The organism is Polymorphum gilvum SL003B-26A1 (assembly GCF_000192745.1).
GTDB lineage: Bacteria > Pseudomonadota > Alphaproteobacteria > Rhizobiales > Stappiaceae > Polymorphum > Polymorphum gilvum.
The window spans coordinates 734,318-755,344 of the sequence record NC_015259.1 but is presented as its reverse complement, the minus strand read 5'-3'; the positions used below and the strand labels follow the sequence as shown (position 1 = coordinate 755,344).

The following is a 21,027-nucleotide window of genomic DNA, read 5'->3' as shown; positions in this document are numbered from 1 at the left end:
TACACCGTGGACTTATATCTGAAGGTGCGTCTGGCGGTCTCGGAGGGGATGAGCCGACGTCAGGCAGCGAAGCATTTCAATATCTCACGCGACAGCGTTTCCAAGATGCTGTCGTATTCGACGCCTCCGGGCTATCGCCGTCAGGCCCCGGTGCGTCGGCCGAAGCTGGACGCCTTTGTTTCGACCATTGATCATTGGCTGGACGAAGACCTGAAGGTACCGCGCAAGCAGCGCCACACGGCCAAGCGTGTGTTCGACCGGTTGCGGGCTGAGTGCGGGTTCACCGGCGGCTATACGATCATCAAGGACTACATGCGCGAGCGGGAGCAGCGCCGGCAGGAAGTGTTCGTGCCGTTATCGCATCCGCCGGGCCACGCGCAGGCTGACTTTGGCGAGGCTGTGGTTGTCATCGGCGGCGTGGAGCAGAAGGCGCACTTCTTTGTGCTCGACCTGCCGCACAGCGACGCCTGCTATGTGCGGGCCTATCCGGCGGCGGTGTCAGAGGCCTGGATTGATGGCCACGTCCATGCGTTCGCCTTCTTCGGGGCGGTGCCACAATCGATCGTCTATGACAACGACCGCTGCCTGGTGTCGAAGATCCTGGCCGATGGCACGCGCAAGCGGACAGTGCTGTTCAGCGGCTTCCTGTCCCACTACCTGATCCGGGATCGCTATGGCCGCCCCGGCAAGGGTAATGACAAGGGAAGCGTCGAAGGCCTCGTCGGCTATGCCCGTCGCAACTTCATGGTGCCGATCCCGCGCTTTGCGACGTGGGATGAGTTCAACGCCTGGCTGGAAGAGCAATGCCGCAAGCGCCAGCGCGACAGGCTGCGCGGCGAGAGCGAGACGATCGCAGAACGGCTGCAGCGCGATCTTGCGGCGATGCGGCCGCTGCCAGCTTCGCCTTTTGAGGCCTGCGATCAGGCCAGCGGTCGGGTCTCTTCCCAGGCGCTGGTGCGCTACAGGACCAACGACTACTCCGTCCCGGTCGCCTTCGGCCATCAGGATGTATGGATCCGGGGCTATGTCGACGAGGTGGTGATCGGCTGCCGTGGCGAGATCATCGCTCGTCATCCTCGAAGCTGGGAACGGGAAGACGTTGTGTTCGACCCGCTGCATTACCTGCCGCTGATCGAACAGAAGATCAACGCGCTGGATCAGGCCGCTCCTCTTCAGGGCTGGGATCTGCCCGAGGCGTTCGCCACGCTGCGCCGCCTGATGGAAGCGCGCATGGCAAAGCATGGCCGGCGCGAGTATGTGCAGGTGCTGCGGCTGCTGGAAAGCTTCGAGCTTGCCGATCTGCATGTGGCGGTGAAGCAGGCCCTCCAGATCGGGGCCATCGGCTTCGATGCCGTCAAGCATCTTCTCCTGTGCCAGGTGGAGCGGCGGCCGCCGAGACTGGACCTGTCCATCTACCCGTACCTGCCAAGAGCCACCGTCGAGAAGACATCGGCAAAGGCCTATATGCGGCTTCTGTCGACGCATGCGGGAGATGCCGCATGAGCACCCAAGCGTCAGACAATCCCCCTGCGATCCTGCTCTCCCACACGCTCAAGACCCTCAAGCTGCCGACCTTCCAGCGCGAGTATCAGAAGCTGGCCCGGCTCTGCGCCACACAGGGCGTGGACCATGTCGGATACCTCACTCGGCTTGCTGAGCAGGAGATGATCGAACGGGATCGCCGCAAGGTCGAACGCCGCATCAAGGCGGCGAGGTTCCCGGTCGTCAAAAGCCTCGACAGCTTCGACTTCGCCGCTATCCCGAAGCTCAACAAGATGCAGGTGCTGGAGCTGGCCCGCTGCGAATGGGTCGAGCGGCGCGAGAACGTCATCGCGCTTGGCCCCAGCGGCACGGGCAAGACCCATGTGGCGCTCGGTCTCGGTCTGGCCGCCTGCCAGAAGGGCTTGTCCGTCGGCTTCACGACCGCCGCTGCCCTGGTCAGCGAGATGATGGAGGCGCGCGACGAGCGACGTCTGCTGCGTTTCCAGAAGCAGATGGCAGCCTACAAGCTCCTGATCATCGACGAACTGGGCTTCGTGCCATTGTCAAAGACCGGGGCGGAATTGCTGTTCGAGCTGATCGCGCAACGCTACGAACGCGGTGCCACCCTGATCACCAGCAATCTGCCATTCGACGAATGGACCGAGACGCTGGGATCGGAACGGCTGACCGGCGCACTGCTCGACCGGCTGACCCACCACGTCAACATCCTCGAGATGAACGGCGACAGCTATCGTCTCGCTCAAAGCCGCGCCCGAAGGGCAGGCTGAAGCCCCTCAAAAAGTCGCCAACGCCGCACGCGGGAAACTCTGGTCGGGCTACGCCCTCCCGACGTTCCCCGCGTGCGGCGTCAGGTGGCCTACTTTTACGCCGCCCAATGGACGACTTTTGCTCCGCCGTTGACAATCGATGAACGCCACCGCCGAAGCGACAGCGAGCCGCGCATGTCGGGGTTCAAGTCCCTTATGCTTTCCATCTCGGCCGTGTCCGGTTCCATAAAGGCCCCGCAACTCGGCCATGTACTGGGTCAACGCGGACAGATTCCTGAGTATCAACCTGATGTTCTCGGCTCCCTTCGCAGCATCAGGAATTCCTTCAGGCACCAACTTTAATTCTTTCGTCAGAGCCTTCGTTAGCTTTGGAAGATCATCCGATTTACCGAACGAAACGCCTCGTTTGGTAAGGATCGTTTTGCAGCAGCTTTCCAGTAATTCTTTCGCGGTGCCAAGTGCTAACGCTGGATCAGCATCTATGGCGTTCTCGACGCGCTCGATCTCCTTTTGCATCCAAGCGGCATCCAGTGCATCCGCAACGGTACGCGCCCGCGATACAGAGCGGTGATGATGGTTGCGAATCGCCTGACCGACATAACGGGGACGACCGGCGATCTTCTCTTCCTCTATCAAATGCCAACCATGCGGACGTAGCTGATCATTGAAGTGTTGCAGCAGCTTCAGCGTTTCGTTTCGATCCGGTCTGACAACCGGATGTAATACCTCGCACAAGAATCGAAGAAACTCATCGGGTGGAGCGCTCATCAACCGAAAGCGAGAATCGTCGAAAATCCAATCCTCGGGCCAGTCGTCGTTGTTTACGCGGTGCTGCCAGATATCGCCGGCTGCGTCCTGAAATCGGGAATCTGTGGAAGGTAGACTTTCTAGGTCGTAGAGACGGCCCAGAAACTCCACGTCCCCTAAGGACCCAAACCAACTCACATTCTCCAATCGCATGCCGTCAAAAATATTTTTTCTGGCGCTTCTTGGGATATCGCCAGCAGGTTTTCTCCAATCCGACTTTGGTTGAATTTTCGGGGAAATGACCACTGAATACCAATCAGTCGTTTCTTGTTCCAGAAGAGGCGACAAACGGCTATTGATCTGATTGGCCAGCGTATCTTTCTTGTTGCCTAAGCGGGCATACTCCTTTGGATTCAACTGCAAATAAATGGTCCAATTTGTCGTGCCGCCGTTCCAATTGTCGTACCCGGTGGCCTCGACTCTATGGACTGCCGACTGGACAGTTCTAAAAACCTCGCCATTTCAGTGAGATTTTGATTCAATGCCTCCGTTGGAACAGGAGAATGATGCGGGATGCGGGGCCAGCCAGGATTTTTCGATATCGACGAACGGTTGAAGCGTCTGAGCGACCTCGGCGATCAACTCGAGGCCTTTGCCGGAGCGGTTGATTTCGAGATTTTCCGGGCCGATCTGGTGAAGGCGCTGGCCTATTCGGATGGATCCCAAGGCGGCCGACCGCCCTTCGACCCCGTGATGATGTTCAAGGTGCTGGTCATCCAGGCCGCCAATAGCCTGTCGGATGAACGGACCGAGTTCCTGATCAGCGACCGATTGTCTTTCATGCGCTTTCTCGGGCTTGGGCTTTCGGATCGCGTTCCGGATGCGCGGACGATCTGGCTGTTCCGGGAGAAGCTCACCAAAGCCGATGCGATCCAAGCCTTGTTCGACCGGTTCGACGCCGCGCTGCGGGCCTCGGGCTACATCGCCATGGGCGGGCAGATTGTGGATGCCAGCCTGATCGCCGCGCCGAAGCAGCGCAATACCGAGGATGAGAAGAACGATCTCAAGGAGGGGCGTATCCCGGAAGAATGGAAGGCCAAGCCGGCCAAACTCCGGCAAAAGGATCGGGATGCCAGATGGACCGTCAAGTTCTCGAAGGCGAAGGAGCGGCCTGATGGAACCAAGCCGCCGGTTGATATCGCGATCCCGGCCTTCGGGTATCAAAACCACATCTCGATCGACCGGCGGTTCGGCCTGATCCGGAAGTGGCAGGCCACGGACGCCGCGGCGTATGAGGGCGCACGTCTGCGTGAGGGGCTGCTCGACAAGTCCAACACAGCCAGCCACGTCTGGGCAGATACGGCGTATCGGTCCAAGGCCAACGAGATGTTCATGGACGAGAACGGCTTCGTCTCATGCGTTCATCGGAAAAAGCCGAAGGGGCGGCCAATGCCGCGTCGGACAGCGATCGCCAACGGCCGCAAATCGAAAATCCGCAGCCATGTCGAGCATGTCTTTGCCGAGCAGAAATCGAGAATGAGCCTCGTGATCCGCACGATCGGCATTGCTCGCGCCACGCTGAAAATCGGCATGGCCAACATCGTCTATAACGTGAAACGGCTGATCTGCCTCGAAAAGGCGGCGATGGCATAGCGGGATCGGCCGAGGCGTCGGGTCGACAGCCGAAATCTGTCGTCTTCGCGCCGATCATGAGCCTGCTTCACAACTCTGCCGGGGAAATGCTGGTGTCAAAATCGGCAAGGGTCGAGTTGATAGAACCGTCCGACTTCAAAAGATCGGCAGCATCGACCAAACCATCCGCAACCAGCATCTCCGCCGTCGTCGCCAAAAAGTCCTCGAAGTTGTCCGGGTAGCTATCCATTTCGTCTATAGCTCCCCCTTGAAAGCCCGATGTTGGAGGGAGGCGAATAGTGTTGAAGCGATGTCCAAGGATGCTTGAAACTGGGCCTCTTCAGCTCTGAGGGACATCAGTTTCTCGGCGTAAACGCGTTGAATTTCGACAGGAGGAATCGCTGTTGGAATGGATTGAAACTCCTTCGCGTTGATGTTGGCCATACCCACAATATTCTTGCACATGTTGCGGAGCACAGCCTTGCCGTGGGTCGAGTTCAGATAGCCGCTGATATAGTGGGTGTTTCCTCGTGCATTCGCCCGCCCGCGAACAAGATAACCAGCAATCGCCATAGGTTCCGCCTGGGTGACTACGGCAGTCTTTCCGACGAGTTCCTTACTGTTGGTTCGGTTGAAAAGAAGGTCGCCGGGGCGTGTCGTGTACTTGTCAAATTCCTTATCGGACAGCTCAATGTGTTTCAGGTCGGACAAGTCGATGCGTCCGTCGTAGGTTACATTGCCCATGCGCAACATCGGCAAACCGCGCCCTTCAGAGTTTGCCTTGCCGGACGAGCCGTATTTTGCTTCCTTCAGCAGGTCGCCAATGACGCCCATTGGCCAACCTTTCGGGTTTGTCGCCGGGTCCCCGAACATCTCATGAAAGATGGCCTGGCCGAGGGTGTTGAGTTTGTCGAGGGCGCGGGAGCGGAGGCGGCGCAGCGCATCCGCCTGATCAAGTATTCCCGCAATACGTCTCTGCTCGTCCAAGGTCGGAAGCGGTATCTTAAGCTCTTTCAGGCTATCAATCGGAAAGTTATCGGCCGTCGTGGCGCGAACCCATTTAAGGATGATGGGTTCGGCCGCTTTTACAATATGAGCGAGATACTCTGGATGTGCCCTGTCAGAGCAAATCAGGGCTTTCAGATCCTGATTGATCGCAACTTCGCGACGCGTGATGCCTACAGGGAGCGTATGCTTGAGAATGCCGGATCGGTTGACCAGTAAAATGGACCTCGCCGGAATTAGGTTCGTTGCGCTGTCGGCCACTGCCTCAGGTGTTATCTTGTCGATTGCGTCGGATATATCCCATACCTTCATGTCCTTGGGTGTAACCCAAGGGATATCGCCTTGGTAGTATTCTGGTTTGCGCTTGGACGGAGTTCCTCCGCCCTTCACTTCAGTCACATCACCAATTGGCACCATGGTCATCCCAGCATCTCCTCAAGCCGGTCCAGACCTTCGGTGATTTCGGCCTCGATCGCACGCAGCTCGGCGACGATCTCCTTCGGGGATTGGTAGGCGACCTCTTCGTGCTGCACCTCCTTGTAGCGGTTGAGCGACAGGTCCCATGATCCGGTCGCCCGGATATCGGCCACTGGTACCAAGAAGCTCTGCGCGGTGCGGGGGCGCTCAGCCTCGGCGGCGAGATTTCCCCACCGGGCCAGGATGTCGGGCAGATTGTTCTTTTCGTGTTCTGCCTCGGTCAGCGGCTGAGCAGGTGTCGGCCCCTGCTTTTCGGGCGGCAAGAGTTCCGCACGCTTGTCATCGAGGCTGAGACCGTCGGCCGCCACGTCATAGAACCAGACATTCTCGGTGCCACCGACGCCAGTCTTGGTGAAGAGGAGGATTGCGGTGGACACACCCGCGTAAGGACGGAACACGCCCGAGGGCAGCTTGATGACCGCATCGAGCTTGTGGTCCTCGACAAGCATGCGGCGGATGTCCTTGTGCGCACCGGACGAACCGAACAGGACGCCGTCAGGCACAATCACCGCCGCCCTGCCTCCTGTTTTCAGGAGACGCAGGAAGAGCGCGATGAACAGAAGCTCCGTCTTCCTCGTCTTGACGATCTTCTGGAGATCCTTGGCGGTCGCCTCGTAATCGAGCGATCCGGCGAAAGGCGGATTCGCCAGCACCAGGGAATAGGCACCCGCGTCCTCGGCATGGTCCTCGGCCAGGCTGTCGCGATAGGTAACATTCGGGTTCTCGACGCCGTGCAGCGTCATGTTCATGGCGCCGATGCGCAGCATGGTGGTGTCGAAATCGAACCCGTGGAACAGACCCTCGTGGAAATGCTTCCGCAATGCAGGGTCGCGCATCAGTTCGGGATGCTTTTCGCGAAGATACTCACCAGCGGCTACGAGGAAGCCGCAGGTGCCGGCGGCGGGGTCACAGATCGCGTCGGTGGGCTTCGGCGCGGTCATCTCGACCATCAGCCGGATGATGTGCCGTGGTGTGCGGAACTGGCCATTCTGACCGGCGCTCGCGATCTTCGCGAGCATGTACTCATATACGTCGCCTTTGGTGTCGCGATCCTCCATGGGGATGCGATCGAGCTTCTCGACCACCTTCGCCAGCAGCGCCGGATTGGAGAACCCAAGGCGGGCGTCACGCATCAGCTTGCCGTAGCTGGACTGACTTCCGTTGAGCGCGCGCAGGAACGGAAAGACGTGCTCGTCGACCACGTCCATCATCTCGCGTGGCTCGAAGTTCTTGAACCGCGACCAACGGAGATCGTCATAGGGGCGGCCCTTATCGTCCCGCCCCTCCGGGAAGATACGGCGCTCCATTGGAATCTTGAGCGTCTGGCTCTTGCGCTCTTCAACGGTGTGCAGGTCGTCCAGACGCTTGATGAACAGCAGATAGGTCATCTGCTCCATGACGGAGAGCGGATTGGCGACGCCGCCTGCCCAGAAGTCGTTCCAGATGCTGTCGATCTGGCTCCGGATTTCGCCGGTCAGCATGATTTGCCCCACCTCATAATGTTGTTCTTGACCTTCAAGCCGGCGTCTCCCCGTTTCACTGCATCGCCTCAGCCAAGGCGGCATCAAATTCCACACGGTTGGTGACGACGACGGGCGTCTCGTGTGGATCGTCGAGGACATCCGCCACGTCCAAACGCAAGCGTTTTCGGAAGTAGTAAAGCAGCGCCCGCCTGACGGGGATTGCGATACTGTCGTCGCGCATGCCGTAATCCTGCGCGATTATCTTTCTCTGATTCTCGCCGATCTTCGGATTGGGCGAAAGTTCCACGTCGAAGAAAACTGCCCACTGCTTATCTTCTTCGGGTCGCGCCCCGGGCTCCCCGAGCGACCGGACCTCAAGGCATCGCGAGAGAAGGAAATCCTTGAACCTGTTGTCGATGTGACAGAAGGCGCGGACGTGCCAGCGAAAGCCATCGCTGCCGAAGGCATGAGGGCTGATACGCCTCCAAACAGGCTCCGGCCGCTGCTCGTTCATCGACTGATAGAGAACCTCAACCGAGGCTTGGCCCCGGACCGCAGCCAGGATCATACGGAGGACAGCGATGTCCACCCGGCGATGCGGCACGGGCATGGTATCCACGCTCGGGGGGCTGGTCAGCCATGTCCGCTCACCGTGGAGAGCGGGATCGGCCGCGAACAGAAGCTGCGCGAGGTAGCGATCTGCGTCCGGTTTCAGGAAGCGCGGGCGGAACGACTCGGTCGCGAAGTAGCGCTTCTCGCTGCGGTCATACCGCACGTTATCGGGCGCGAGTTCCTGGTACTGGGTCAGGTCCTTCGACGCCTGCGGCACCGATACGCCGAAAAATCCGGTGATGTCTGAGCGGTTGATGCCGCCCTCCCAGAAGAGGCGGAACTCAATAAACTCAAGCCGTTGCTCGACCCCCCACCGTAGCTCTGGGCCACCTCCCGACATGTGCGCTCCGATCCGTACAGTAACTTTATTGACAGCGAAACACTGCCCGTATACTTTCTTATCCCATAGGGGAATCGCCGTCAACGCATTTGGAGAGAGCGATGTCGAAGAACGACCGGTATGTGGTCAAACACCCGAAGGGCTGGGCTGTGAAAGGCGCTGGCGCGGAGCGGGCCAGTAGCGTCCATGAACGACAGGCGGATGCCGAACGTGCGGCCAAGCAGGTCGTGGAAAAGGCGGGAGGCGGCGAAGTGCGGATTCAGGGCCGCGACGGAAAGTGGCGCGATTCCGATACGGTTGCGCCTGGCAATGACCCCAACCCGCCCAAAGACATGAAGCATTAGACGCAAGGAAGGGCCGATCATGAAGCTCAAGCAGTTCCGTATCCAGAACTACCGCTCGATCACCGACAGCGGGCTTATTCATGTCGGCCAACTCACCTCACTTCTCGGCCGGAATGAAAGCGGCAAATCCAACCTACTGCGCGCGCTTCACAGCTTGAACCCGAGCGACGGCTTCAAGGCGCTCAGCAAGGTGAAGGATTTTCCCCGGCATCGCAGACTTGAGGAGTGTTCCGACACCACCCCTGTCGTCGCCACGTTGTGGGAGTTGGACAACGCGGACAGGACTGAACTGGGCAAGCTATGGGCGCGCGGTGGAACCGCCATAGCGGTCCGAATTGGCCGCGCTTATGGCGACAGGAGGACAGTGGGATTCGAGGGCGTGTCCGCCCAAGAATTTGATGCTGCCGCGATCAAGTCGAAAATTCGCAAGATCGTTCCAGCAGTAAAAGCCAAAGCCGCCAAGCTGGACGAACAAGTGCGTACCGTTCTGGAGGCTGCCGCTGACAAGTTTGACGCGGACGTTGCCCCGTCGGCAGATGCGCTTGCATGGGCCAACAAGGCGAAGCCTGCTCTTGCTGCGTTGCGCCAGGCAATGGCTACAGCCGATGCCGAACTTACCGACACACAGGACGCTCATGTGGCCGAGCTGGAGGACCTCGCCAACACAATCGCCGGGGACATAGAAGGCGAAAAGAACGCGCGCCAATGGGCGATCGCACAGATGCCCGTATTCATGTATCTGGATGAATATCCCGAACTGAACGGCCACCAAAATGTCGCGGAATTTCTTCAGCGAAAAGAACAGAACCAGCAGACGCCTGCCGACGTCAATTTCGAGAAGATGTGCAAGGTTGCGGGACTTCGACCTCAGGAACTGCAAAGCCTCCTTGGCCAGAAAGTGTAGAAGTTTAGACTTCGTCGGACAGTTGACATCTGGATGTCGGTCGGGTCGCGCCTGTCGGATGCCGATCAGGCTGCGATCATTTTCTCCTTTGCGAGCGGCTTGGCGTCAAGAAATGTCTGCATCGGCGTCTTGCCGAAGCACCATCTGCCCTGGTGCTCACGCTGCTCGTTGTAGCTCCTGATCCAGTCGTCGAGGTCGGCTTGCAGCTCGTCCACGGACCGATAGATCTTCTTTCGGAACACGACGCGGTAGAACTCCTCGAGCACGGTCTTGTGGAACCGCTCCACGATGCCGTTCGTCTGCGGGCTCTTCGCCTTCGTCCTGGAATGGTCGATATCCTCGACCGCGAGGTAGAGCTCGTATTCGTGGCGCTCGGGGTTGCCGCAGAACTCCGTGCCGCGGTCGGTCAGCACCCGGCACAGCTTTACCTCCTGGGCATCGAAGAACGGCACCACGCGGTCGTTCAGGAGATCGGCCGCCGTGATCGGCGTCTTGCGGTCGTAGAGCTTGGCGAAGGCCACCTTCGAGTAGGTGTCGACGAAAGTCTGCTGATAGATCCGTCCCACGCCTTTCATGTTGCCAACGTAAAAGGTGTCCTGCGCGCCGCAGTAGCCCGGGCATTCGCTCTCGAACTCGCCATGGGCTTCCTTGTCGGCCTTGGCCTTCTCGAGGGCGGCGAGTTGGCTCTCGGTCAGCACGATCCCGTCCTGGGCGACTTTCGCCTCCAGCGCCTTCAGGCGCTTCTTCATCGTCTCCAGGTCATTGCGCTGCCAGACGCCGCGCACGCCCGCCGGCGAGATCGAATGCCCGCGCTTGCGCAGCTCGTTGGCGATCCGCACCTGTCCATAGGCCGGCAGCTCCAGCGCCAGCTCGATGACCAGCGCTTCCACCTCCGGCGCCACCCGGTTCGCCAGAAGCGGCTTGCGCCGGCTGAGTTCCTGCAGCGCCATCTCGCCCCCGGTCTCGTAGAGCTCCTTGAAGCGATAGAAGCTGTCCCGTGAATAGCCCATCATCTTGCAGGCCTGGCTTACATTGCCGAGCTGCCGGGCGAGCTCCAGCAGCCCCACCTTCGCACGAATGATCTTCTGGTCCTTGGTCATCTCGACGTCCTCCAACGCCGAGGCCGGGCGTTACGCCACCCCAACCGCTCCACGCCCGGCCTCGGCTCTCACCTCAGCTTCACGATGCCGCCTGTCAGATCAAGTCATAACTTATACACAGAAAGAACATGAGACGCGCAACCAGCTCGCCAATCGGGCTAGCGCAGTTATTACGTCAGAAATCCGCCGGCTTTGGAAAGACCGCCCGTTGAAGGTCCGGTTCGATACGGATGCCGAGCATATCAACACCTTCGTATCCGACCCGAATGCTACCTTCGATGTCGAGGTAAACCTCAACGAACGGAGTCGCGGCTTTCAGTGGTTCTTTTCGTTCTATGTGACTTTTGCAGCCGACACGAAAGGCGGTGCGGCCGAAGACGCTATCCTTCTCCTCGATGAACCGGGGCTTTATCTTCATGCAAAATCGCAACGAGATTTGCTGAACCACTTCGAGGCCGACTTTAAGAACCAGATTCTGTATACGACACATTCCCCGTTCATGGTTCCGACGCACCGGCTAGATACCGTTCGCACGGTCAGCATTGCTGAAGAAGTCGGAACCACCGTGTCGAACGACCCCTCTGGGGACGCGCGGACACTGTTTCCGCTGCAAGCAGCGCTTGGCTACGACCTGGCACAGAGCCTATTCATTGGGCCGAACAATCTTGTTGTCGAAGGCGTCACCGACTACTGGGCATTGTCCTCGATCTCCGAATACCTGAATTCCAACGGCGGAGGTGGGCTGAGAGGGGACATCACGATCACGCCAGCAGGCGGTGCACAGAAGATCCCCTACATGGTCGCCTTGCTTTCATCGGAGCAATTGAACGTGCTGGCCCTTCTCGATCATGAGAAGGACGCGAAGACCACACGCGATGAGCTGGTGAAGTCGAAGCTCATCAGCGACAAGAACGTGATCTTCATTGCAGATGCGTTCGGCTCGTCGCCGCCGAAGGAAGCCGATATGGAAGACCTGATTGATCCCAAGGTGTACGAAACCCTGGTACATGAAAGTTACGCAAAAGAGCTAAAAGGCGTCTCCCTCAAGGTGAACGACAAAATTCCGCGTATCGCGAAGCGCTTCGAAGATGCATTCAAGACAGCCGGCTTGGACTTTCACAAGACCAGACCGATGCGGCTATTGCTTGCAAAGATGGGGACGGACCCAAAGCAGATTGTGACACAGGACGTAGCGGACCGGTTCCGGACGCTATGTGAAGTCGCCAACAACCGTATTTCGGCCGGATAAGTTGTGCACTTAACCTTCTTTCCGTGCTATCGTTGGAAAGGAGGAAGATCCCATGGGACAATCATCAACAGCAAGGCAGGCCTCGCCTCGTGATGCCGCCAGCAAGGTGGCGCAGCAGCGTTTGAGCGTGCTTGAGCTGGCGAGGGAACTCGGCAACGTCGCCGAGGCCTGCCGTCAGCGAGGCATGGACCGGACCAGCTTCTACGAGTGGAAGCGCCGGTTTCAGACGCAAGGGTTCGACGGGCTGAAGGACCTGCCGCCGATCCACAAGAGCCATCCGCAGACGACGGCGCCCGAGGTGGTGGACAGGATCAAGGAGCTTGCGCTGGCGCATCCCGCCTATGGCTGTAATCGGCACGAGGCGATGCTGGCGCTGGAAGGTGTCCGGGTGTCGTCGATCACCATCCAGAAGATCCTCAACGAAAGCGGCCTCGGCACCAAGGTCGAGCGCTGGCTGGCGCTGGAGGCACAGAACGCCGAGACGGCCATCGAGATCACGCCCGAACAGGCCGCCTTCCTGGAGAAGCTGAACCCCTGCTTCCGGGAAAGGCACGTGGAATCAAGCGCGCCGGGCGAGCTCCTGTCGGCCGACACGTTCTTCGTGGGCAGTCTCAAGGGCGTCGGCAAGGTCTATCTGCACGCCGTGGTCGATACCTTCGGCAGCTACGCCTTCGGCTTCCTGCACGTCTCCAAGCAGCCCGAGGCGGCGGTCGCAGTACTGCACAACGACGTGCTGCCCTTCTACCGCCATCTCGATTTGCCGGTGAAAGCCGTGCTGACCGACAATGGCCGCGAGTTCTGCGGGACGGACCGGCATCCTTACGAGCTCTATCTCGACCTCAATGGCATCGAGCACCGCCGCACGAAGGTGAAGACGCCAAAGACCAACGGCTTCGTCGAGCGCTTCAACGGCACGGTGCTGGACGAGTTCTTCCGGGTGAAGATGCGCGAGACTTTCTACGAGACCGTCGAAGCCCTGCAGGCCGATCTCGACGCCTGGCTCGTCCACTACAACACAGAGCGCCCGCATCTGGGCTACCGCAACCAAGGCAGACGGCCTGTCGAAACCGTCATGTCATTCGTTAGCCAAGAAGGTTAAGTGGACAGATAAGTGACGTTCAGACTGCACCCGCTCGCCCGCCCGGTAGGTGCCGGTATAGTGTAGCGGGCGACACATTAAGGCGTTTGGCCACTTCCGCGACGCTTACCTCAGGGTCGCGCAAGAGGGCTCTGGCGTCGCGGATGTCCGATTGGGATAGTTTCGGTCGACGGCCGCCCTTGCGGCCACGGGCACGGGCGGCATCCAGTCCAGCTCTTGTGCGCTCGCGGATGATTGCGCGCTCGAACTGTGCCAGCGCGCCGAAGATGTGGAACACCAGCATGCCGCCGGCGGTCGTCGTGTCGATGGCCTCGGTCATGGAAAGGAAGCCCATGCCCTTCGAGTGGAGAAGCTCCACCGTGTCGATGAGCTGCCGCATGGACCGGGCCAGGCGGTCGAGCTTCCAGACGACAAGTGTGTCGCCGGGCCTCATAAAGTCGAGCGCACGCTCAAGCTCCGGACGGTCGCGCTGCGCGCCGGAAGCGGTCTCGACGAAGACCCGTTCGCACCCGGCCGCCTCAAGGGCGTCGGTTTGGAGGGTCAGATTCTGTTCCGCGGTAGATACTCGGGCATAACCAATATTCACTCTTCTCAAATTCCGTTAATTGAAACGTGTTTAGTTTATCAGGTTTCGGGATGAGTTTTGAGAAAAAGACGAAAGGCGGAAACTGGTTCCGCCTTTCTCAAATCGACCGCGCCCTCATGAACGGTCGTTTTTGCGAGGCAGTTTTACAGCCTCCAACGCTGCCGCCGTCTCGTCGAATCCGCTGCGACGGGCTTCGTCCGCAAGATACCGGATGCACCACGCGAGGCGATTGGCTTCGATGCGGGACTGATGTTCACCGCTATGCGGCGAGGATGCCGGCCATTCGGTATCGTGGGTCATGCCGCAACCCTTTCCTGACGAAGCTCGGCAAGGTTGGCGATGAGGGAGCCCGTCGCGCCAGCACGCTTGCGTACACGCGCCAGATACTCGGACGACACCTCCAGCCACTCAGCCGCAGCCGTGTCGGTGCCGGTCTCCATGGTCTTGCCAAGGCGGATGGGGTTCCAGCCGGCCCGGCGCATGATCGGCTCCATGCGGATGTCGGACACCGACACATAGGCGCGGAGCCCGGTGAACTGGCCAAATTCCAGCATCCCGGCCATGAGGACGGCCGCGATGTTCGCCGGCGCCGTCGCCTGATCGGCACAGAAGCGGGTGCTTTCCCAGATGTCGTGCGCGCACGGCATCTCCCCGTCCACCAGCTCCGGGAACACATCGGCCAGCAGGTACGGACCTGTCGTCGGCAGGAGCCGCGTGCAGGCGTTCACGCGGCCGTCCAGCGCAGTGTGAACAAGGTAATGCGCGTCCGGCAGGTCGAACTGGTCGAGCTCCAGCCCGTTGACAACAGTGACATCCCAGCCAAGCCGTTCCCTGAAGACGCTCCGGCGGAGCTGGTGCATGGACGCGAGCGCATCCCAATGCAGGTGTGCGTTCTCTTTCGATATGATGTGAAGCAATGGCTTCCCTCCCAAATTGTTTGGGAGCATTCAGCCAGAGATCGCGTGCGCTGCCATCCTGTGAACCGTCACAGGTTACTGGCGAGTAAAGCGGTTTCACGGGGAAATCATGCCCTCCATGATGGCCTTGACGACCGCATGGTAGACATTGGTCACGCCCATCTTGGCGCGGACGTTGTCGAGGTGGAAATAGACCGTCCGGGCGGAGATGCCGAGGATGCGGGAGATTTCCCAGGCGGACTTCCCGGCAGCTATCCACAGAAGGCATTCGCGCTCCCGCCGCGTCAGGCTGACGGTGGTCCGGCCGGAACGCCCAAGGGCGAGAAGCTCGCGGGCGTGATTGTGGAAGGCGAGCGACATCAGGTGAACGTCCTTACCGACAGTGGACATCAGGCGGGCAAGGCCCCTCGCGCCATGGTCGGACACCATGGATGCCATCGCGAGCGAACCGCGGGCGCCATGGATCGGAATGCCGACCCCCTCCCCCAACCCGAACTCGGTCGCTTCAGCGAAGAGCCTGCGCTGTTCGGGTGACGGCTCCATACCAAAGGACATGGCGCTCCAGGTGAAGGGTGCGACCTGCGACGGTCCGTTCAGGATGACCGGATCGACACGGTGGTAGCCGTTGTCGATGTAGTGGCTGTACCAGGCGTCGGGGAAGGTGGTCAGGATGAGCGGCTTCTCGTCCGGTAGCGCGTCCGTGCGAATGACCTGATAGGCCCACTCTCGGAAGCCCAGATCCCAGAGCGATTTCGAGAATGCGGCTTCAAGAGACGCAACGTCCTCCACGTCGCGGATATGGTCCAGAAAGCCGATGACGGTCGATCGAATGTCCTGACGGTCCTCTCATGTGAATAGGTGAATACTTATGAAGTTGAACGAAAATTCGTGAAATAACGAAATGTGTATGTCATCATTTACTGAATTCGTCCTTTCGACAAAACAAGAACAAGAAAGAATGGACATGACCCTTTTCATCGGAACCATTTCCCAGAAGGGCGGCGTCGGCAAAAGCACGCTGGCGCGGCTGATCGCCCGTGAGTACGCGCTCGCAGGCTGGAACGTGAAGATCGCGGACCTAGAGCAGATTCCCATCATTCTGGTTCATACCCGGCAGCGGTGAAGAATCCTCGGCAATCGTCCGTGGTGACGGCGTCGATGGCGTCACGGATGGCGTCCCAGAGGCTGGTGACGGTCCGCGCGGCCGTCTTCTTCAGGAGAGCCTTGACCTTCGAGAAGGCCATTTCGATCGGGTTGAAGTCCGGACTGTAGGGCGGCAGGAAGCAGAGTTCCGCGCCTGCTCGCTCGATCGCCGCGCGGATCGCCGGCGGCTTGTGGGCCGGCAGGTTGTCCATCACCACGATGTCGCCGGGCCGCAGGGTCGGGACCAGGACCTGGTCGACATAGGCGAGGAAGGCGGCGCCGCTCATGGCACCGTCCAGGGTCATCGGCGCGGTCATGCCGGACAGGCGGAGGGCTCCGACGAAGGTGGTCGTCTTCCAGTGACCGTGGGGAACCGGCGCCCGGCACCGCTCGCCGCGGGCCGCACGGCCATACATCCGGGCCATCTTGGTCGAGGTCCCGCACTCGTCGATGAACACCAGTCGCTCCGGGTCGAGATCGGGCTGCCTCTCGAACCAGGCGAGGCGGCGCCGGGCTACGTCGGCACGCGCTTGCTCGGCGGCGTGCGCAGTCTTTTTTTCCGCGTCACGCCGTGACGCTGGAAGAACCGGCAGACGATGCTCGGCGTCGGACGATAGGCCACGGCCGCATCCAGCCGCTCGGCGATCTCCGCCAAGGTCAGATCCGGCGTCTGATCGATCCATTCCAGGATCAGGCCGCGGTGCGCGTCGATCCGGTGAGAGCGATGATTGCCGCCCCGCTTGTCGGCTTCGACGTGCCCGCGCGTCCGCGCGCGCTCGACCCACCGGATCGCCGACGACACGCCAACCCCGAACCGAGCCGCCGCAGCTCGGCGCGACGCACCGGCTTCTACGGCTTCGACAACACGGCGGCGCAGATCAACGGACAAGGATTTGGCCATGAGGGCTGGCCTCCTTCACCAGCCCTCATCTTGAATCACGATCCCGCAAATTTGGGAATCCCTCTTGATTCCGAAACCACACAAAACGCTCTAGACATCCAGCAGGGCACTAGCTTCAGCTGGCAGGCGCGGCGCCTTCAGCGCAGCGTCGAGCCGGTGGTCGCGGTCGAACGCTTCGGCACCGTCGGCCAGGCCGTGAAGGCGGCGGCCGGATACGACCTGATGATCCTCGACGGCCCGCCGCACGCGACCATGGGCACGCACCAGATTGCCGAGGCCAGCACGCTCGTCGTGCTGCCGACCGGACTCGCGTTGGACGATCTCGAACCGACCGTGCTGCTCGCCCATGAGCTGACCAAGAAAGGCGTGCCCGCCGACAGGATCGCCGTCGCCTTCTGCCGCGTCGGCGACAGCGAAGCCGAGCTTGCGGAGGCCAGCGCCTATGTGCGGCAGGCCGGATACCGGCATCTGACGAACGTGCTGCCGGAGAAGACCGGCTTCCGCCGCGCCAGCGACGAAGGCCGCGCACCGACGGAAACGCGCTTTCCCTCTCTCAACGAACGCGCGGCGGCCATCGCCCAGGAACTGGCCGACATCATCGAGACGCGCACCGGCAGGGAGGCGGCATAGGATGACGAAGATTCTCCCACCGCGTCGCAATGGCAAAGGTCTGCCGCCCGCGCCCATGCAGGTCGTGCACAATCTCGACCGCGCGGAAAGCGGCGCCCAGAAGCCGCTCAACTTCAAGGTCAGTCCGGAGTTTCACCGCGAGTACAAAGCCTACGCGGCTGTGCACGGCATCTCGATGGTGGACCTGCTGCGCGAAGGCTTCGATCTGGTGAAGCAGCGGCGCGGATGACGAAATAACGCAAGGACGATTTCGTCATATAGAGAAATAACGCCAGACTACAACCTGTGAAGATTCACAGGTTATGTAAGCCGCTTGCGATTCCGACATGAAGTACAGGAAGGCGTTGCCGACCCCCTGGGAACAGTCACTTCTCGGAGTGTGCTGGAAGGGTCGGCAACACTTCCATTATTGTCTTAATCGAGACGAATTACCACACGTCAGCCAAACAAATCGGCACCCGGCCCATAAGCCCTTGGGAACAGTAAACACCAAGGAGTGTGCTATGGGACATTTTCGTCTGCTATGGCGTCTCGCCAGATTCGCCCTATTCGAGCTACCCATCTGCCTGCTGATCGCGGCGCTGATGTGGGCTCTCATCGACAACCTCACCGTCGGCACCGACAGGCTGCTCGTGCTGGGAATGGCGGGAAGCATCGCCTTCGCCGGAATCCTCTTCTTCGCCTATAGCCTCTTCCGCCGACCGAGCGACGCGCACGGCACGGCCGCGTTTGCGACGACGGCCGACATCGGTCGCGCAGGCCTGCGGTCACGCGGCGTCATCCTCGGCAAGAAGGGCGGACGCTTCGTCCGCTTCGACCGGCCGGGCCACCTGCTCACCTTTGCGCCGACCCGTTCCGGCAAGGGCGTCGGTGTCGTCATCCCCAACCTGCTCGACCATCCGGGTTCGGTGGTGGTGACGGACATCAAGGGAGAGAACTATCGCATCACGGCGCGGCACCGCGGCACGCTCGGGCCGGTGCATGCCTTCGCGCCTTTCGATCCGGACATCGAAAGCGCCTGCTACAACCCGGTCGAGTTCATCCGCGCGGGCACCGTCAACGATGTGGATGACGCACGGCTGATCGCCGAGATGATTGTCGCGCCGGAAAATCACGAACCGAACCACTGGGAGCGCGAGGCGCGGGTGCTCGTCACCGGCCTGCTGCTCCATATCGCCCATGATCTGCCGCCCGGCCGCCGGAACCTGCGCGAGCTGCGGGTTCTGCTCATGCGGTCGCGCGAGGGATTTGACGGCGTGCTCGTCGGCATGGCCGATGCCAAGCACCCCATTGTGCAACGGATCGCGCAGGGGTTCTCGCAGAAGGAGGACAAGGAGCGCTCGGCCGTCATATCGACGGCGCAGACGCGGACGGAGGTGTTCGACAGCCCCCAGCTCGGGGCGATCACCAGCCGCTCCACCTTCCGGCTCGAAGACCTGAAGAACGGCGTCATGTCCGTTTTCCTGATCATCCCGCCGGAGTACGTCTCCGTCTACCAGCCCTTCCTGCGCCTGATGGTCGGGCTCACCACGGCCGCGATGACACGCAACAAGCGGATACCCCGGCATCCGGTGCTGTTCCTGCTCGATGAGCTGCCCGCTCTCGGGCCGATGCGGCCGATCGAAGACGGCATCGGCTACCTGGCTGGCTACGGCGCGCACCTGTGGCTGTTCGTCCAGGACCTCGACCAGCTCCAGAAAACCTATCGCAAGTGGCGCTCGATGATCGCCAACTGCGCGGTGCGGCAAGCCTTCAATGTCCAGGACGATGAGACGGCGCTGTTGCTCTCAGCGATGCTCGGCCAACGCACCGTTAGGGTCTCCAGCGGCGGCAAGAGCGGGCAGTTCCCCTGGCTCGGGCTGGCATCGAACTACAGCGAACAGCACAGCGAGATCGGGCGGCAGTTGCTGGCACCGTCCGAAATCATGCTGCTGCCCGAGAGCTGCCAACTTCTGTTCGTGCAGGGATGCCGCCCGATCCTGGCACAGAAGCTCCGCTACTTCGAGGAGCGCGCCTTCAAGGGGCGCTGGATGCCCTGGCGGATGGAGGCGGCCGAGGACGATCCCGGCGCGCTCATCTCCGCCGACATGATGAAATAACGAAAGGATGAAAGGATGAAATCGTTCAATGAAGATATCGGCGGATATGCCTTCCTCGGCCTGCTCATCGCCACAGTCTGGGCCATCCCGCTCGCTGTGTTCCTGCACCGCGACGCGCATGGAAGTCCGATGGAGTTGCCCCGCTGCGACGAAGCACGCTCTTTGGACCAGGTTCGCACCGCGCTCGAAGCGCAGGGAGGTCGGACCGTCCTCGGTCTATACGCCGCATCGGAAGTCCGAAGCGGCGCCAGCCGCGACTATAGGCGCTGCACGGCGACCGTCGTCACAAGCGACCGGGAAGCCCACATTGGGTTCACCATCGGCTGGCATGACCGCCGGAACGGCATCCCCTTCTGGACAGGCGACGGGCTGTAGCCTCCTGGACCGGGACTGTCGAACCATTGACATGCTCGCCCAAAGTAATTACATTGTTACTACATAGGAGGATATGGCAATGAAAGTGAATCTGGTTCCGATCGGCAATTCCAAGGGCGTGCGGATTCCAAGCTCGGTCATCAAGGAATGCGGCTTCGGCGAGCAAATCGAGATGCGCGTCGAGCACGGCATTGTGGTGCTGGCGCCCGCCCGCCGTACTCGCGATGGCTGGGATGGCGCGTTCGCGAAGATGGCTGCCGCCAAGGACGATGCCCTGCTTGTCCCCGACACGATGGATCATGATTGGGACAAGGAGGAATGGGAGTGGTAGCGGATGTCCGGCGTTATGACGTGTATCTGGTGAATCTCGACCCCACACTGGGGTCAGAGATCAAGAAGACCCGGCCTTGCCTGGTCATCTCGCCGGACGAGATGAACCGGCACATCCGGACGGTCATCATCGCTCCCATGACTTCCGTGCGGCGGGACTACCCGAGCCGCGTCGATGTCACCTTCCAGCGCAAGAAAGGACAAGTGGTTCTCGACCAGATACGGACAGTGGACAAGGCGCGCCTCGCCAAGCATCTCGGACGCCTCCCGGAGCCGCGTTGTCGCGAGGTCGCCGACCTTCTTCAGCAGATGTTCGCCTACGAATAGCCTTCGTTCCGTAATGACACCATCAAGGTGTCAGTGTCCGGCCCTGAACGTGCTTTTTCCGATGGGAACCGGCTGGCCCATCGGCGACGCACGCCTTCCAGCACGCTGCCGATGCTCCCGGCCTGTCGAACCGCCATACGGTCTCCACGACAGATTGGGCGGGCAGGCTGTTTTTGCTCACTGGCCGCAGCGTCAGCGTCCGCTCTTCCTCATCGCAGGTTTCCACCAGAATCTCGCCATCCCCGATCGCGAAATGCTGGTGCAGAAGGCAGATACCGAAGCGGTCGGTCTTCCCGTAGCGGTCCAGCACGGCTCGTATCTCGTCGAGGCAAGCGCCGTCATCACCAGATATAGGCGCGATATCGTCAATATGGGGAAGTCCTTGGTAAACGAGCGCAAGCATGTTCATTTTTCGTCCTCCCTGTCATTCGCGATATTCGGGCTCGGTCACATAAGGCACTGCAAGAATTTTGGGAG

General features: G+C 60.5%; 26 protein-coding genes. 14 read left to right on the top strand and 12 right to left on the bottom strand.

Translation table 11 applies throughout. From position 1 onward, the window contains the following. Positions 1 to 6 precede the first annotated feature (6 nt). Both istA and istB read left to right on the top strand, forming a co-directional pair. Complete coding sequence (gene istA / locus SL003B_RS03645; RefSeq protein ID WP_013650724.1) at positions 7 to 1,503, top strand: IS21 family transposase; 1,497 nt, start codon at positions 7 to 9, stop codon at positions 1,501 to 1,503. Next, positions 1,500 to 2,270 carry an IS21-like element helper ATPase IstB gene (gene istB, locus SL003B_RS03640; protein ID WP_013650723.1) on the top strand — a complete coding sequence of 257 codons (771 nt, stop codon included), beginning with the start codon at positions 1,500 to 1,502 and terminating at the stop codon, positions 2,268 to 2,270. Before istA ends, istB begins: the two co-directional genes overlap by 4 nt. Positions 2,271 to 2,318: 48 nt before the next feature. On the opposite strand, the gene SL003B_RS22645 is transcribed toward istB, so the two are convergent. Further along, the gene (locus SL003B_RS22645) at positions 2,319 to 3,440 is read right to left on the bottom strand and encodes an abortive infection family protein (RefSeq protein ID WP_206771957.1); all 1,122 of its coding nucleotides are present in this window, start codon (positions 3,438 to 3,440) and stop codon (positions 2,319 to 2,321) included. A 150-nt stretch (positions 3,441 to 3,590) separates the two neighbouring features. On the opposite strand from SL003B_RS22645, the gene SL003B_RS03635 reads away from it, so the two are divergent. Beyond that, positions 3,591 to 4,670, top strand: a complete 1,080-nt coding sequence (locus tag SL003B_RS03635; protein WP_013651464.1) for an IS5/IS1182 family transposase — start codon at positions 3,591 to 3,593, stop codon at positions 4,668 to 4,670. A gap of 67 nt (positions 4,671 to 4,737) precedes the next feature. Here SL003B_RS03635 and SL003B_RS23510 read toward each other — a convergent pair whose 3' ends face one another. From SL003B_RS23510 to SL003B_RS03620, 4 genes are read right to left on the bottom strand one after another with little or no spacing between them, the layout of a single operon-like run. Then, a complete protein-coding gene (locus SL003B_RS23510; RefSeq protein ID WP_158306625.1) occupies positions 4,738 to 4,899 on the bottom strand; it encodes a hypothetical protein in 162 nt (53 codons plus the stop codon). 5 nt (positions 4,900 to 4,904) lie between these two features. After that, positions 4,905 to 6,077: a restriction endonuclease subunit S gene (locus SL003B_RS03630; protein ID WP_013651463.1), complete on the bottom strand. Its 1,173-nt coding sequence runs from the start codon at positions 6,075 to 6,077 to the stop codon at positions 4,905 to 4,907. After that, positions 6,074 to 7,612, bottom strand: coding sequence for a type I restriction-modification system subunit M (locus SL003B_RS03625; RefSeq protein WP_013651462.1), 1,539 nt, complete (start codon positions 7,610 to 7,612; stop codon positions 6,074 to 6,076). Before SL003B_RS03625 ends, SL003B_RS03630 begins: the two co-directional genes overlap by 4 nt. 55 nt (positions 7,613 to 7,667) lie before the next feature. Next, on the bottom strand, positions 7,668 to 8,546 hold the full coding sequence (locus SL003B_RS03620) for a BrxR family helix-turn-helix transcriptional regulator (protein WP_013651461.1): 879 nt from the start codon (positions 8,544 to 8,546) through the stop codon (positions 7,668 to 7,670). Between the two features lie 101 nt (positions 8,547 to 8,647). On the opposite strand from SL003B_RS03620, the gene SL003B_RS03615 reads away from it, so the two are divergent. Together SL003B_RS03615 and SL003B_RS03610 are read left to right on the top strand one after the other, a co-directional pair. Beyond that, positions 8,648 to 8,890 (top strand): DUF2188 domain-containing protein, encoded by a 243-nt coding sequence (locus SL003B_RS03615; protein ID WP_013651460.1) that lies wholly within the window; start codon positions 8,648 to 8,650, stop codon positions 8,888 to 8,890. A gap of 19 nt (positions 8,891 to 8,909) precedes the next feature. Further along, positions 8,910 to 9,794, top strand: a complete 885-nt coding sequence (locus tag SL003B_RS03610) for an AAA family ATPase (RefSeq protein WP_013651459.1) — start codon at positions 8,910 to 8,912, stop codon at positions 9,792 to 9,794. Between the two features lie 65 nt (positions 9,795 to 9,859). Here SL003B_RS03610 and SL003B_RS03605 read toward each other — a convergent pair whose 3' ends face one another. After that, positions 9,860 to 10,894: an IS481 family transposase gene (locus SL003B_RS03605; RefSeq protein ID WP_013651458.1), complete on the bottom strand. Its 1,035-nt coding sequence runs from the start codon at positions 10,892 to 10,894 to the stop codon at positions 9,860 to 9,862. Here SL003B_RS03605 and SL003B_RS03600 point away from each other — a divergent pair. Next, positions 10,887 to 12,143: an ATP-dependent nuclease gene (locus SL003B_RS03600; RefSeq protein WP_206771956.1), complete on the top strand. Its 1,257-nt coding sequence runs from the start codon at positions 10,887 to 10,889 to the stop codon at positions 12,141 to 12,143. The genes SL003B_RS03605 and SL003B_RS03600 overlap by 8 nt on opposite strands. Before the next feature lie 52 nt (positions 12,144 to 12,195). After that, the gene (locus SL003B_RS03595; RefSeq protein WP_013651429.1) at positions 12,196 to 13,242 is read left to right on the top strand and encodes an IS481 family transposase; all 1,047 of its coding nucleotides are present in this window, start codon (positions 12,196 to 12,198) and stop codon (positions 13,240 to 13,242) included. A gap of 19 nt (positions 13,243 to 13,261) precedes the next feature. Here SL003B_RS03595 and SL003B_RS03590 read toward each other — a convergent pair whose 3' ends face one another. From SL003B_RS03590 to SL003B_RS03580, 4 genes are all read right to left on the bottom strand, one after another. After that, positions 13,262 to 13,828 (bottom strand): recombinase family protein, encoded by a 567-nt coding sequence (locus SL003B_RS03590; protein ID WP_013651456.1) that lies wholly within the window; start codon positions 13,826 to 13,828, stop codon positions 13,262 to 13,264. A 114-nt stretch (positions 13,829 to 13,942) separates the two neighbouring features. Next, positions 13,943 to 14,128, bottom strand: coding sequence for a hypothetical protein (locus SL003B_RS23265; RefSeq protein ID WP_148259249.1), 186 nt, complete (start codon positions 14,126 to 14,128; stop codon positions 13,943 to 13,945). Then, complete coding sequence (locus tag SL003B_RS03585) at positions 14,125 to 14,745, bottom strand: acyl-homoserine-lactone synthase (protein ID WP_049792546.1); 621 nt, start codon at positions 14,743 to 14,745, stop codon at positions 14,125 to 14,127. Before SL003B_RS03585 ends, SL003B_RS23265 begins: the two co-directional genes overlap by 4 nt. 96 nt (positions 14,746 to 14,841) lie before the next feature. Beyond that, positions 14,842 to 15,534 carry a helix-turn-helix transcriptional regulator gene (locus tag SL003B_RS03580; protein WP_013651454.1) on the bottom strand — a complete coding sequence of 231 codons (693 nt, stop codon included), beginning with the start codon at positions 15,532 to 15,534 and terminating at the stop codon, positions 14,842 to 14,844. 175 nt (positions 15,535 to 15,709) lie between these two features. Between SL003B_RS03580 and SL003B_RS23260 the strand changes: the two genes are divergently transcribed. Continuing rightward, complete coding sequence (locus SL003B_RS23260; RefSeq protein ID WP_193371722.1) at positions 15,710 to 15,868, top strand: nucleotide-binding protein; 159 nt, start codon at positions 15,710 to 15,712, stop codon at positions 15,866 to 15,868. Here the strand turns inward: SL003B_RS23260 and SL003B_RS03575 are convergent. Then, positions 15,840 to 16,789 (bottom strand): IS630 family transposase gene (locus SL003B_RS03575; protein ID WP_085997565.1). Its coding sequence is split into 2 segments (ribosomal slippage): positions 15,840 to 16,450 and positions 16,450 to 16,789, totalling 951 coding nucleotides; the frame shifts between segments, so codons are not numbered across the junction. The two genes, SL003B_RS23260 and SL003B_RS03575, sit on opposite strands and share 29 nt — an antisense overlap. A 51-nt stretch (positions 16,790 to 16,840) precedes the next feature. Here SL003B_RS03575 and SL003B_RS03565 point away from each other — a divergent pair. From SL003B_RS03565 to SL003B_RS03540, 6 genes are all read left to right on the top strand, one after another. Further along, positions 16,841 to 17,419, top strand: a complete 579-nt coding sequence (locus tag SL003B_RS03565; RefSeq protein ID WP_242390324.1) for a phosphonate ABC transporter ATPase — start codon at positions 16,841 to 16,843, stop codon at positions 17,417 to 17,419. A gap of 1 nt (position 17,420) precedes the next feature. Beyond that, positions 17,421 to 17,648 (top strand): hypothetical protein, encoded by a 228-nt coding sequence (locus SL003B_RS03560; RefSeq protein WP_041375363.1) that lies wholly within the window; start codon positions 17,421 to 17,423, stop codon positions 17,646 to 17,648. Positions 17,649 to 17,745: 97 nt separating this feature from the next. Beyond that, a complete protein-coding gene (locus SL003B_RS03555) occupies positions 17,746 to 19,518 on the top strand; it encodes a type IV secretory system conjugative DNA transfer family protein (protein ID WP_242390323.1) in 1,773 nt (590 codons plus the stop codon). A 15-nt stretch (positions 19,519 to 19,533) separates the two neighbouring features. Further along, positions 19,534 to 19,893 carry a hypothetical protein gene (locus SL003B_RS03550; RefSeq protein ID WP_013651449.1) on the top strand — a complete coding sequence of 120 codons (360 nt, stop codon included), beginning with the start codon at positions 19,534 to 19,536 and terminating at the stop codon, positions 19,891 to 19,893. Between the two features lie 79 nt (positions 19,894 to 19,972). Then, complete coding sequence (locus tag SL003B_RS03545) at positions 19,973 to 20,224, top strand: AbrB/MazE/SpoVT family DNA-binding domain-containing protein (RefSeq protein ID WP_013651448.1); 252 nt, start codon at positions 19,973 to 19,975, stop codon at positions 20,222 to 20,224. After that, positions 20,218 to 20,550, top strand: a complete 333-nt coding sequence (locus SL003B_RS03540) for a type II toxin-antitoxin system PemK/MazF family toxin (RefSeq protein WP_013651447.1) — start codon at positions 20,218 to 20,220, stop codon at positions 20,548 to 20,550. Before SL003B_RS03545 ends, SL003B_RS03540 begins: the two co-directional genes overlap by 7 nt. Before the next feature lie 22 nt (positions 20,551 to 20,572). On the opposite strand, the gene SL003B_RS23255 is transcribed toward SL003B_RS03540, so the two are convergent. Continuing rightward, positions 20,573 to 20,959, bottom strand: coding sequence for a hypothetical protein (locus SL003B_RS23255; protein WP_013651446.1), 387 nt, complete (start codon positions 20,957 to 20,959; stop codon positions 20,573 to 20,575). Between the last annotated feature and the right edge of the window lie 68 nt (positions 20,960 to 21,027).